At 70.3% G+C, this 13,559-nt stretch carries 8 protein-coding genes; 5 read left to right on the top strand and 3 right to left on the bottom strand.

The genetic code is table 11. The features are described from left to right. Positions 1–31: 31 nt before the first annotated feature. Complete coding sequence (locus AC3CF1_RS08645) at positions 32–1,021, bottom strand: DUF6745 domain-containing protein (RefSeq protein WP_488450041.1); 990 nt, start codon at positions 1,019–1,021, stop codon at positions 32–34. A 175-nt stretch (positions 1,022–1,196) separates the two neighbouring features. Here AC3CF1_RS08645 and AC3CF1_RS08640 point away from each other — a divergent pair, with 175 nt between their 5' ends. From AC3CF1_RS08640 to AC3CF1_RS08625, 4 genes are all read left to right on the top strand, one after another. Beyond that, positions 1,197–3,071: an Hsp70 family protein gene (locus AC3CF1_RS08640; RefSeq protein ID WP_488450040.1), complete on the top strand. Its 1,875-nt coding sequence runs from the start codon at positions 1,197–1,199 to the stop codon at positions 3,069–3,071. Between the two features lie 22 nt (positions 3,072–3,093). Next, a complete protein-coding gene (locus tag AC3CF1_RS08635; protein ID WP_488450039.1) occupies positions 3,094–5,175 on the top strand; it encodes an AfsR/SARP family transcriptional regulator in 2,082 nt (693 codons plus the stop codon). A gap of 376 nt (positions 5,176–5,551) precedes the next feature. After that, positions 5,552–8,383, top strand: coding sequence for an AfsR/SARP family transcriptional regulator (locus tag AC3CF1_RS08630; protein ID WP_488450038.1), 2,832 nt, complete (start codon positions 5,552–5,554; stop codon positions 8,381–8,383). A gap of 215 nt (positions 8,384–8,598) precedes the next feature. Beyond that, positions 8,599–9,897, top strand: a complete 1,299-nt coding sequence (locus AC3CF1_RS08625) for a hypothetical protein (protein WP_488450037.1) — start codon at positions 8,599–8,601, stop codon at positions 9,895–9,897. 499 nt (positions 9,898–10,396) lie between these two features. Here the strand turns inward: AC3CF1_RS08625 and AC3CF1_RS08620 are convergent, their stop codons facing one another. After that, positions 10,397–11,377, bottom strand: coding sequence for a zinc-binding dehydrogenase (locus AC3CF1_RS08620; protein WP_488450036.1), 981 nt, complete (start codon positions 11,375–11,377; stop codon positions 10,397–10,399). 271 nt (positions 11,378–11,648) lie between these two features. Continuing rightward, positions 11,649–12,473 (bottom strand): ATP-grasp domain-containing protein, encoded by an 825-nt coding sequence (locus AC3CF1_RS08615; protein WP_488450035.1) that lies wholly within the window; start codon positions 12,471–12,473, stop codon positions 11,649–11,651. Between the two features lie 580 nt (positions 12,474–13,053). On the opposite strand from AC3CF1_RS08615, the gene AC3CF1_RS08610 reads away from it, so the two are divergent. Further along, positions 13,054–13,551 carry a sigma-70 family RNA polymerase sigma factor gene (locus AC3CF1_RS08610; RefSeq protein ID WP_488450034.1) on the top strand — a complete coding sequence of 166 codons (498 nt, stop codon included), beginning with the start codon at positions 13,054–13,056 and terminating at the stop codon, positions 13,549–13,551. Positions 13,552–13,559: the final 8 nt, after the last annotated feature.

The following is a 13,559-nucleotide window of genomic DNA, read 5'->3' as shown; positions in this document are numbered from 1 at the left end:
ATAGCCGGATGATCACTGCGATCGTCTGAGATCATGCGCCGCTGGGCGCCGATCCCGAGCGTGGCGGGTCGATGAGAACGCCGTCATGGACCCACGCGTGGTGACCGTCTCGCCATTGAATAGCTGGCCCGTCCTCGGCATGGAGACGGTCCTGCTCGTTGAGTGTGAGCAGGGTGGGTCGCTCGCTCATAACCACGGTGTGGGGGAAGGGCCACCAGGGTCCGCTGGTGAGGGCGACGTCGCGGCAGCCCTGCCAGGCGGTGCCGGGGTCCGTATCGAAAACTCTGCGGTAGGTGTCGATGGCCGCCAAGACCATGAGGTCGGGGTAGAAGCACCAGGCCGGGTCGAAGAATCGGTCGTTGAGGTCAGGTGTGCTGTAGCGGACGACGGCACGAGCCTCATCGTTCTGGTCGACGCCCCCGTGCTCGTCGGACCAGTACCAGGCCGGTTGGAGCGTGTAATCGGCGCTGATCGCGCGGCCAATCGCCGACCACGCAGGGCTCAGGACGTGCCGGTAGGTCTGATGCACGGCGTGAAGCACGGGCCGCAGCGCCGATCGCTCCGACGGCAGGATAGGCGGGCACAGGTAGGGCCGCTCCATCAGGTCGTACCGCTCGTCCATGCAGTCGTAGCGTTGCTCGCCGTAGAACCCCTTGCGTTCGAAGTAGGAGTGGAACTGACCGAAGGCGCTCAACCGCTCAATGTCGCTGACCCGATCGATGAGTGGGGCGCGGGCTGCGGACAACGCCTGGTTCAACACCGCGCGACGCACGGATTTGACGAGTGGAGCCTGCCCCTCGTCGAGGAAACTCCTGATGAGCTCGAGAGCGGCCCGGGGAGACGGGCACCAGATGAACTCTGTGGGTTCGGGCCTGCCTGCGGTGCGGTAGGCGGCGCGGGCTGCGGCTTCGGCGGCGTCGTGGTCGGCGGGTTCGGTTGTCAGGACTGCGCGGGTCCAGGTGCGGGCGATGCTGTCGGTGGGGTTGGCGGGTGTGTTCGAGGGCTTCACGGTTTCATCCAATGCGTGTTGGTGTCGTTGGCAAGAGGCACGCAGGCGGGAGACGGCCTCACCACGAGGCTTCCTGGAGGTGATTCGTCGGCGGTTCGGCGGACGGTGACGCTGGTGCGGTTTCGGCTGGCCTCTGCTGGCCGTGAGTGATTGACAGGTGACGTGAATGTGATCCTCATGTTTGACTATGGACATGGGGGCGGGGGAAGCGCGGTTGTCGATCGATTGCGGCAGCGCCGGCACCCAAGCCGTCCTGGCGTGGGCCGACGGCAGCGCGTACGTACTGTCATTCGACGGGAATCCATCCCTACACAGCACGTCGTCTATGCCCGCAAACGGACAGGCGGCGAGGCAGCCCGAAGCGTTCATTCCGGGGCCGCGCCATCCGGTGGAGGACGCGACGGCAGGTGACGCTCGCGGCGACGCGCTGGAGGCGGCGTCGCCGCTGCGCAGGGTCGCCGCCGAAGCCGAGCGGGTCGTCGGTCAGCCGGTGCGGGATGTGCGGGTGGTAGTCCCGGCGGGATGGGGGCCACGGCGGCGGACCTGGATGCGGCAGGTCGCGCACCGAGCGGGGCTGCCGCAACCGCGTCTGGTGGAAGCCCCGGTGGCGGTCGCCGAGTATCTACTCACCACTGGTGTGCGGGTGCCGGTCGGCGCGTTCCTTGTCGTCTGTGATCTCGGCGCTGGCGCCGAGGTGACGGTGCTCCGCCGCGGCCCGGCCGGATTCGAGGTCCTCGCGACCCTCGCCGACGCGGCGGCTGGCGGCACGGCAGTCGATCACGCGCTCGCCGACGCCCTCATCGGCGCGTCGATGGGAGAGGGCCAGGGCGCGTCGCGCGAGGCGGTGGCGCACAGCGTTCGGGTGGCCAAGGAAGCGTTGGTGAGCCATCCGGCTGTCACGGTTCCGCTCCCGGACCGGCCCCCGGTAGTGGCGAGCAGTGCGATGCTCGACGAGGCCGTCCGGCCGGTGGCGTGGCGCGTGGCGCAGTTGACGCAGGAGACGGTCGCCGCCGCTGAGCTCACGGTTGGCGACCTCGCCGGTATCTACTGTGTGGGCGGCAGCGCCCAGTTACCGCACCTGGCGGCGGCGATCGCCGAGCACACAGGCGCCGCACCCATAGTCGTGCCCGAGCCGGCGCTGGTCGCGGCTCGGGGCGCCGCTGACGTCGGCGCCGTCGATACCGCGACGGTCGAGCGGGTGGAGGTGCCGGTGCCCCCCGTGCGGCGGGCGGCGGCTATCGCGGTGCCCGGCTTCGCGTCGCTGGCCCTGATCTGGCAATGCCTGCTGACCGCGGAGCGGCACGGGACGCTCGGTGTGTACTACTCGGTGAGTGTGAACTGGGGCGAGTTCACGATGGCGGCGGTGATGGCCCTGCTGGCGTGCCTGGCCGCGGGCACGGTCCTCGGCTCGCTGATCGCCGCCCGCAGTCCCACCCCCGGCACCCGAACCGAAGGGGGACGGGTCAGCGTCGGGATCCTCGCCGCGGTGTCCCTCGGCGCGGCGATCGCTGGCCTGTACGCGGTGGTCACCAGCCAGTACTTCGGTATGCCCGTCGGCTCGTACCTGAAGTGGGCGCTGTGGCCGATCGCGCCGGTGTCGGTGATGGCCGTGGCGATGGCGGTCGTCGCCGCCCGGCAGTGGCGTTCCCCGCACGGCGGCTGGTCGGCGTTGCTGGCCGCGCCGACCGGATCCATCGTCGCCGCCACGCTCGGCATGGGGTTGATCCAGTACTCCCTGACCGCCGACCGGTGGCCGGACCGGATCCTGTGGATCGACACCGCCGGCCGCGTCGGCGGTCTCCTCCTCGGCGTCGCCGTGGTCATGGCCGTGGTGACGCCCCTGATGTTCCGCCTCATCCTCGCCGCCCCGCTGGCGGTGATCTTCGCGGCGATCGTCAGTAGACGGGCCGCCGGCATGCTCGGCGTCATCTACGCCATCGCCGTCGCGACCTGGTGGGCTACTCGGCTCTGGAGCCGCGTCCTGCGCCCCGCCCCACCCACCCGCACCGCACCGCCCCCGGGCCGGGTTCGGGCGGACATGTCACCGGGTGGAGGCGGGTGACATGCGGTGGCCGCGGCAGCTGATGTCGCTACTGTTCGTCCTCGCGCTCTTGGCCGGCCCCCCGATAGTGCTGCTGCCACTGATCGGAGCACCCATACAAGGTTGGCCGACCGCCGCGCAGGCCCGGCAGTGGGTGCAGAACCCGCTGACCGAACAGACCCTTACCGCCGCGCTGACCATCGCGGCCTGGCTGGTGTGGCTCCTGCTCGCCTACACGGTCACGATCCGGGTGCTGACCCGCCTGATCGCGACCGTGTCGTGGCTGCGGCGCATGCCGCTGCCGACACCCTGGCAAGCCACCGCCGGTGGCATCGCCGGCGCAGCCGTCCTCGGCGTCAGCTCTCACGCGATTGCCGCACCGTCATCGCCGCCCATGCAGTCGGTAGCGGCAGGAACCTTCGGCGATGCAGATAACCCCACGCCATTAGACGGCGACGTCTTGGCCGACGCGGGGATCAGCGTCGCCGGTGGCTGGCTGCCGCGTGAGACAGCGGAGCAGGTCAGCGCCGCGGCGGCGCTGGTATGGCTACGTCGCCGTCGCTCCTACCGGCCCCACCCGCCCGGTCCACCGAGCCGCGAGGACACGGACCTGGCTCCGCTGCCTCCGACAGTGGCGGCCGTGCAAGCCGCCCTCGCCGACTCGACGCCACCGCCTAGCGAACCTGGCACCGCCTCGGCGGGCTCGTCGCTGCTCGACCGGCCAACCGTCGGCGGGGCTTTCCCCCGAGCTGCGGTCGGTCTCACCGGGCTGGGGGCGCAGGACGCGGCGCGAGGCCTGCTCGTCACCAGCCTCCTAGCTGGGCGTCATCACCCGACAGTGTCCGTGGTCGTCACCCGACCCGTCCTGGCCGGGTTGCTCGGCCCCACCGCCGAAAAAACGCTGGGCCCGCGCCTGCCGGGGCTGGCCGTCATCGACAACCTCGCGCAGGCAGCAGGGTTCTTTCCCGGAGACCACCCTGGTCGCGGCCGGGGCGGACGAGACCAGGCACACCGAGACACACAGGAGGGCACCGGCCCACCCGGACCAACCCTCATCGTCGATGTTGGGTCCGCGACTGACAACGCCGATGCCCTGGCGACTCTGGCCGTCGCCTCCGCCGTGGTGGCCGTGCTTGGACCGTGGCCGGCCGGCCAGACATGGCAGGTCGACCCGTCGGGGCGCACCCACCACCAAAACGGCAGCGGGTCAGCCGGGCCACGGATGTGCGTCCTTACCCAGGTCACGGCTACCGACCTGCTCACCGTCATCGCCCACCCCGACACCGCACCGCCAGAGCCCGGCAACTTTGGCCCGTCGCGCAACCCCACCCTGGCAGACCGGTCCCCGCAGTGGGAGGCCACCGCCCAGGACCACCCCGTCCGCTCCGGCAACGACAAACGACGCCTTCAACTGCGCGTGCTGGGCGAACCAACACTGCTGCTGGACGGCCACCCTGTGGAGATCCGGCGTACCGCCGCGCTCCAGGTCCTCGTGTTCCTCGCCGCCCACCCCGACGGAGCCGACACCCGACAGCTGACCGACGCCATCTGGCCGGGCCTGCCCCGCCGCTCTCTCACCGGCCGCCTCTACACCACCCTCAGCGACCTCCGCGCCACCATCCGATCCACCGCCGGGGTGACCCTCATCGAGCACAGCGACGACCGGTACCGCCTCGACCCCACCGCCGTCACCGTCGACCTGTGGCACTTCCACCACGCGGTCCGCGCCGCCGTCACCGCCGTCACCATCGACGTCAGGACCTGGAAGGCCGTCATCGACGCCTACCCCGGTGACCTCGCCGCCCGACGGACCTGGCCCTGGCTCAACCCGATCCGCGAGGCCACCCGCCGGCACGTCATCGACGCACATGCGGCTCTCGCCAGCACCAGCCCTGGCGACCGTCAGGCCCTGGCATGGCTGCAGGCCGGCATCCGCATCGACCCGTACAACGCCGACCTGCACACCCGCGCGGTCACCGCACTCATCGCCCTCGGCGACCACGACGCGGCCGACCACCTACGGGAGGGCTACACCCGGCGCCTCGCCGCAGCGGGCATCCTCCCCAACGACACCGACCTCACGACAGCCACCCTCGAAGACCGGCCCGCCATCCCCACCCGGTAACGCCGCCGGCTCCGAGCACGGGTAGCACAGTTCGGGAAAGCCCGAACTGTGCTACCCGTGCTCGCTTGCGGCTCCGGTTCCGCTTGCGGCGGCCCCCGTGCTCGGGCCCAGACAGCCAGCTCGTCCTGCTAATAGAAGGCGCCACTGGGCCTCAGCAGATGCCGCCGGTCGCACCGTCTCGACTCCTTTTCGACTGCCTGTGAGCTGGGGTTGTGAGGTCGTGTGAGGTCGTGTGAGGTCCTGTCAGCCAGCGGAACCGCCCCGTCTTCTGCCGCTCGCCCTACGGTCGATTCGTGGCCAACGGCCTACGGCGCCGCCACACGGAGTCGGTGCCGGTCGGCGTCCGGGTCCCGCAAACGGCAGCAAGGGAGGGGCGATGAAGTCCAGGGTCGCTTCGGCCGCTCACACGTCGGCGGCCGTGCTGCTGGTCGTCGCTGTGCCGGTCACGCTCGTCCGCGTCGGCAGGTGGCCACGCCCGCAGGGCTCGTGGACGACCCTGCTGCGCGGCTGGGTCGAGGAGCCCCTCAGCGGCGGCTTCCTCGCTGGCATCGCCTACCTCGGGGCGTGGCTGCTGTGGGTGATGCTCGCCGCCGCCATCACGGCCCGCCTGTACGCCCAGGCCGCCCGGATGTCACGGCGACTGCCACGGCTGCACATGCCCGGGCCGCTGCAGGGCATCACGGCGGCTGTCCTGGGAGCGACCGCCGTCAGCACGGCGGCCACCGCGACGCCCGCCCACGCCAGCGCGACCACCGCCGCCGCCACCGCGGAGACGACCCATGCACCGCAGGGCCCAGTAGCCACCGCGCGCGTCCACGCCGACGACCAGGCCACCTCACCAGCCAACGGCAGGGACCAGGCCAAGCACACCTACACGGTGCGGCGCGGCGACACGCTGTCCCGCATCGCCCAGGACTGCCTCGGCGACGCGGATCGCTGGCCCGAGATCTTCACCGCCAACCGTGGCACCCGCTTCCCCCACACCGGTGGGTCACTTCGCGACCCTGACCTCATCTACCCGGGCTGGACACTGCGACTACCTCCCACGGCCGAAGCACCACGCCCGTCGCCCCGACCGACGCCTGCCCCAACACCGACAACACCAGCTCCGCCCGGATCTCCCAGCAGCCCGACCGGAACGGACACCGACGACGGCCTCGTGGAGTCCGCCCCAGCGCCCACGTCTGCGCCAGCCGACCACGCTTCGGCGTCGGGACCGGCTGCCACGCCCACCACTCGCACCGCCGACGACCGAACCGCCCCAACGCCGCGACCTCAGCCGGGTGTGTCGCTCGGTACGGGTAGCTGGCTCGACATGGGACTCGCCGCCGCAGTCCTCGCCGCGGTGGCCCTCGTTTGGGCACACCGCCGTCGCCGCTACATCCCCCAGCAACCCACCGCGCGCCCACGCCTCGACGACCCGAGCGCCGAACCGATGCCGGCGGTGATCACCCGGATCCGTCGCGACCTACGGGCCCTGACACCGAGCGCCAAGACGATTCCCGGCCCCGGCCCCGGCCCCGACCTCGACCCTCCGCCCGACGAAGCCGTCGTGGACGCTGAATCAGACCCGGCAGACGCGGCCGACGACGAGACCTCCAAACTCACGGCGCACGAGACGCAGCCGCCTATACCCGCGCCGGCCCGCCCGCTGATCGAGGTGTGGCCCCATGCGGGACTCGGCCTGATCGGGCCTGGAGCCGAGGCAGCGGCCCGAGGCGTGCTGGTGTCCGCCCTCGCCGCCGGCGGACCGGATGACCCCGATAGCCGCCACCACGTCGTCATCGCCTCGGACACCCTCGCCATGCTGTTAGGCACCACCACAACCACAGCGGACACCCCGCGGATGAGCGTCACCAGCGGACTCAGCGACGCTCTGACGCTGATCGAGGAGCAGACCCTGCACCGCGCGCGCATATGCGGCGACGACGAGGTCGATACGATCGCCGACCTGCGCGACCTGGACCCGATCGTGGAGCCCGTGCCGCCGACGGTGCTGATCGCCGCCCCCACCGCTGCTCATGAGCGCACCCGCATCGCCTCGCTGCTCACTCAGGGGCACCGACTCGACATCCACGGCGTCCTGCTCGGCGCCTGGCCCGATGGCGACACCATCCTCGTCGCCGAAGACGGCTCCACCAGCATCATTAAGCACGACGCGAAACAGCACGGCTGTCCGTCCGCCGTCGGCCGCCTGAGCGTCATCAACCGCGGCGAGACCACCGACCTGCTGCGGCTCCTCGCCGAGTCCCATACCGGCGAGCCTCAACCGCCAGCACCCGCGCAGCGCATACCACTCGACAGGCTGGTCAACGCCGCCCACGCGCCGAACCCCACACCCGAGAATTCTGCCGCCGCACACCTGCCGGAGCGCCGCGATCACGCCGGGAATCAACCGCACCCGGCGGGCGACGACCGGGCTTGCAGCACCGGCAGCCGCGTCGACGTTCGAGTGCTCGGTGGGGCCCGCATCGTGGACATGAACACGACCACGCCGCTGCGGGCGAAAGCCCTCGAACTGCTGGTCTACCTCGTCGTTCAGGACGGCGACGCCGCACAGGACAACATCCTCGACGACTTGCTGCCCGACGCCCCAGCGTCGAAGGCACCGCACCGCCTGCACACCTACGTATCCGCACTACGCAAAACCCTCGTCCGCACCGGAGGACCCTCCACCTACCTCACTCACCCGTCGCGCCGCTACGCCCTCAACCGCGACGCCCTCGACACCGACCTGTGGCGCATGCGCGCCGCACTGCGCGACGCCGCGCTCGCCACCACCGACGCCGACCGCACCGCCGCACTGCAGCGCGCCGTCAACGCCTACGACGGCACACTCGCCAACGGCTTCGACTACGAATGGATCGAGGCATACCGCGAGGGCATCCGCCGCCAAGCCCTCGACGCCCACCTCGCCCTCGCCGCCGCTACCCCTGACCCGACACACGCCCTCGCCGTCCTGGACGCCGCCATGCGCCACGACCCGTACGCCGAAGCCACCTACCAGCAAGCGATGCGCGCCCACGCCGCACTCGGACACCTCGAGCAGATCCGCTCCCTACGCCGAGCCCTCACCCGCCGGCTCGACGAGATCGACGCCGAACCCAGCGAGGACACCCTCAGACTCGCCGACCGGCTCATCGCCGACCTGCGCCAGCAGAAGCCCACCGGGAAGACCGACCCACACCACAACGGACTTCACCCATGACACCGGACCCTTCGGCGGCACCCGACGCCTGTCGTGGCAGCCTCCACGATCAACTCCACAGCGTCGGCGACGGCCCGCAGGCGACGAACTGGGACCGCAACGGCACCGAATGGCCCCTGCGAGCAGCCGTCCTCGCCGGCCACCCTGGGCCCGCCCGCAGCCCTCAAGGCGGGTCGACGCATCAACAAGCTCCATGCCCGACGACCCTCGACGCGGTGGACACCGACCTGGCCACAGCAGTCCGGCACGCCGCCTGGATACGCCAGGTGTTCTACGCCCTGGTGCTGCTGGTCGCCCTCGTCGGGCAAGTCACCGGCGCCGTCCAAACGCTCGGCGTCCCACTGGTCGTCGCGGTCCCGGCCGTCGCGGCGCTCGAACTGGGCGGCGTGGTCGTGATGGCCAACGCCGACGTGCGACGCCGCCTCGGCGAGCGGGCAATCGGATCACGCCTGCTGTCCGCCGCGATCGCCGCCGGAGCCGTCACCTTCAACTGGGCCGCCCACCCCGATCACATAGTTGGCCGCTTCTACGCGGGCATGTCCGCCCTCGGATACCTCGTCTGGCTGATGCACGCCGGCAACCAGCGCCGCGACCGGTTGCGCGTCACCGGGGGCCTGCCCCCCACACCACCCGCCTACGAGGTGTTCGGGCATTGGATCTGCCACCCTGTCATCACCTCCCGGGCGCGGTCCATCGCCAAAGCTGATGGCCTCGACCTGTACGAGTCCCTGACAGCGGCCCGCACCGCGATCGCTCGCCGACAGCGCGACGCCGCGATCGCCAAGGTGCTCCATCGCAAGATCAGAGCTGCGGTGGACCCCACCACCGCCGACATCGCCGTGCAGGTGTACGACCTAGATGAGATCGCCGTACGCCTCGCGGCTACCGCCGACTACAACGGGCTGACCACGCTCCTGGCCGCTGATCTCGCCCCGGAGCGGATCATGACGACCCACAGTTCCCGTCACCGCCGTCGCTGGTTCAGGCGAGAGCGCCTCGCCGACGCGCCACCGGCACCCGAGCTCGCCCTCTCCGCGCCGCAAGCGCCCGGTGCGTCGGTGGCGGACACGCCTCGCGATGACCGGCAGGAGCCGAAACCAGAGCCAGAGGAGAACCCTCAACCGGCCCTGAGCGGCCACCAGCAGAGTGCCGAGAGCCGCGACGCTGGCCCGCCTGAAGTTCTGTCGTCGGACGATCCGGCCGCCGCGGATCCGGCAGACAGGAGCGAGGACGACAAGGACGTCCTTGGCGCGAACGCCGACGAGGAGACGGACAACGGCGATCAGGATGCTGCCGCCGACGATGCCAACGACGACGAGGACTCGGAGGTGCCCCGGGGAACCGCGCAGGCAGTGGCCTATTGGCTGCGCAAGGAGCCGAACCTGGACCCTGAACTGCTCGCCGAGAGGATCGGCAAGTCACTGCGATCGGTCTACCGATACCTGCCGCCGGACTACCCTCGCCGACCGGGGATCGCCAGGCGACGGACCCGCCGCCAGCCTGGCCCCGCCTGACGGGCGAGCCACAGCGAGTGACGTCAGCAGGCACCCCGTCCGCCCGACAAACGAGGAAAGAGCCGCCCTTCTTACTCGAGAGCCCGCAGGTGGGCTAACACTGCGGAAGTGAGACCAGTGCAGGATGTGGCCCTCTGTGAGGGATGGCCGAAACCAGGTAGGCGAACAGGCGGCGGATTTCGTTGCTGTTCAGCGGTATCAGGCTGCTGTCGGCGTACCGGCTCCCGTGCAGAGACAGGTACGGCTTGACGTACAAGGCTGCACCGGGGCAGGCGGCTTTTTGATGGTCGGCTGCCTTGACGGTTGTGCGACTGACCGGCATGCCCGGTCGATGACGTTGCGTGGCGGGTGTCCAGCCGAGATCTCCACGCGGCATCCGCTTCTGGCCGATGTGCGGATATCGCGCAGACGCCAGACGGTGTCGCGCCCGTAGCCGGAGTAAATAGCCAGCACTGAAGCAGCGGCGAATCGGTTCCAGCGCCATCGGCATCGACGGCAGTCAGCTGGCCGTTCGGTCACCGACCAGCAACAGTGACTTGCCCACCGTCGTGCGCGCGGCAAGTGCACGGTGGGCGTCAGTTGCCTGCTCCAGCGGGTAGGTGGCGCCGATCGCCGGCCGCAGCCGTCCCTCCGCGGCGCGTTGCAGTGCCAGGCCTAGCAGTTCGCGCACGGTCTCCTGGTTCGGTGGGCCGTCCAGTAGCGGAGCGAGCACCGAAATGTCGCGGCGCGCGGCCGACTCGGGGTCCGGTGCGGCGAAGCCGTCGGCGGTGCCGTAGGTGACGAAGCGGCCGCCGTCGGCCACCGCGTCCAAGGTGGCCGTGCCGAGCGGGCCACCCGCCCCGTCGTAGACCAGCGCGGCGCCGCCACCGGTCACCTCCCGCACCTGGCGGATCCAGTTCGACCGGGTGTAGTCGACGCCAACCTCGGCGCCCAGCTCGCGGGCCAGTGCCAGTTTGACGTCGCTGGATGCGGCGGCGACCACCCGGGCGCCGGCTTCGGCGGCCAGCTGCACCAGCAGCGATCCGGCTCCGCCGGCAGCCGCTGAGACAAGCACCCATTCTCCCTTCTCCGGTGCGCCCAGCCGGTCCAGGCTGAGCGCGGTCACGCCGTCGTGCACCAGCGCGGCCGCCGCCTCGATGGCCAGCCCGTCGGGCACCGGCATGATCTCCTCGACGTCCGCGGCGACCCGTTCGGCGTAACCGGTGCTGGTCCGTACGACCACACGCCGACCGATCCATGCCGGGTCCACCCCTTCGCCGGTCTCCACGACCGCGCCCGCCCCTCCGCCACCTGGCACGTACGGCAATGTCCGCGGGAAGAAGTCCTGGCCCCAGCCGCTGCGTAGCAGGGTGTCGAGGAGAATGACGTCCGCCGCATCCATGCCGACGACGACCTGGCCGGGTCCGGGCACCGGGTCGGGCAGTTCCGCGGGGGACAGCACCTCCGGGCCGCCGAACACGGCCACCTGGATTGCGCGCATGTGCAGCATCCCTAACGTGAAACAGTGTCCTGGCCAGTGTTCAAGCTGAAGCCCGGTTGAGGTCAAGGTGTCCCCTGAGGCAGCGAGACCAAGGCCACCACTATCCATTCGCAACTTCCGATGGTGATCGGGTGCACGCATCTGCCGCCGAGCGGGCGCGCCCTGCCGGAGGTTCGCCCCTGGCCTGACGCTGCCCGGATGCCTCCTCGGCGGTGACGTTCGGGTGGCGTCAAGGCAGACGTCGGTGGCGATGTTGGTCGTCGTGGGGCTGCTATCCGAAGAGGGTGGGCGGGCCAGTGAAGGCGTGGTCGCGGGGAGTCAGGCGGTCGCGTGGTCCAGCTGCGCGAAGCACCACGTCGAGGACCTGGTCGGGGTTGGCGGCGTAGCTTGCGCTGAACCAGGCCATGTTCGCCTCTACCACGGCCCAGTGTTCGTCGCCGCGGTCGGCGTTGCTGGCCAGGCCGACATCGACGACGACGGCGCTGGGGAGGCTGGCGGCGCAGGCGCCGAGCAGGCTGGCGGCGAAGTCGAGCACCGCGGCGCGATGCGGGCCGGCGTCGAGGGGGGCCGGGTCGAGCCGTCCGTTGGTGGCGTAACGGCTGGCGGCGTGCACGGTGGCGTCGAGGACGAACAGCCGGTACTCCACCAGGAATGTCACGATTTCGCTGACCAGCACTGGAGTGTCCGGGTGGTAGCGCTCGGCACGGGGCAGGCGGGAGCCGTCGGCGTAGACGCCGGCTGTCAGGGTCTTGTCTCGGGGCGGTTTGACGAACGTCGGCGTACGGAGCCATCGGGCTTCGGCGAGTGTGGTGAGGGTGATGTCCCGGCGGGTGTACTCGTACGGCAGCTGCACCAGCCAGTCGTCGGCCGGTTCGAGCAGTGCCAGGTCGAGGTCCGAGGCGACGGCAGCAGCGAAGTTCGGTCCGCCGTAGAGGTGCCCGCCTCGGGCCTGCCGCAGTTGGGCTGGTACCGACGGGCTGGGCAGGTGCTCCACTGCCAGGCCTCGTCGCCGGGCCGATTCAGCAAGCAGTTCGGCGGTGCTGTCGAGGCGCGGCGGCAGCACCAGGAAGTCAGCGACCGGGGCGGCGATGGTCATGACCAAGGATTCTGAGGACTCGTCACGTTGCTGTCGATTGACTATCCTCGCCGCACCCGAGAGTCGCGTTGTCACCCTCGAACCGCCCGCCGGGTGAGGGTCCCGTGGCATCGCGGCACACGACGGCTCCGGGATCGGCGTACTGGGAGTGGATACATCTCGACCGTGAGGCCCTGGTTCATCGACGTGTGGGCGTGTCCGGGATGCGCACGTTGAGATTCACTCCGCTGTCGCGCAGGCGCTCGGCGCGGCCACGTTGGCGGTGACCTTCGGCATCACACTCATCGGGCAGATCCAGCACAGCTGAGCCCTGCCCATGCACGACGCTGGCTGTATAGCGGACGTGAGACACCAGTTGGCGGACCGGTGGGCCGCCGGCGGTTGCCCTGATCACCTCCGGCACCTCGCGGCTCAGGCCGCAGAACTTCGGTCTCCCAACACCTGCTCCTGCTCCGCCCGAAACCAACTGACTGTTACCCCCGTCGGTCATGAGGTTCGCGTAGGGTTCGACACATTTGTCGCCGCCAGCCCCATGATCAACGGGGAATTTTTCCGTTCGGGTAAATGGATCGGGGCGCTGATGCGTAAACCCGGTGTGGAACGAGAACGGACGGACTTCGCGGACTTCTATCAGCGGTCCCGAGACAACTGCCTGCGCGCCGTACTAGCTGGTACGGGCGATCGCGCGCTGGCCGAGGATCTGGTCGCTGAGGCGTACGCGCGAGCCTGGGCCTCCTGGCCGCAGCTGAGCCGGCATCCGGCACCGGCGGCGTGGGTGGTGCGCACCGCCCTCAACATTCGGGTGTCCTGGTGGCGGCGACGCCGGCGGGAGGTGGCCCTCGACGGCCACGAGCGAGCGTCTCTCGTCGAGGACGACCTCGATACGAATGACGTCCTGCTGGCTGCCGTTCGCCGGCTGCCGCAGCGGCAGCGTGAGGTGGTCGTGTTACGTATCTGGCTCGACCTGGACACCAGGTCCGTGGCTGCAGTGTTGGGTATCTCCGCCCAAACCGTAGCCGTCCATCTGTCCCGTGCCACCGCAACCCTGCGGGCGCAGCTCGCGCCCGCAGTCCGTTAGGAGATTCG

The sequence above is a fragment of the Micromonospora sp. MGP-C2 genome (genome assembly GCF_057766525.1).
This window is presented reverse-complemented; position numbering and strand designations above follow the sequence as displayed.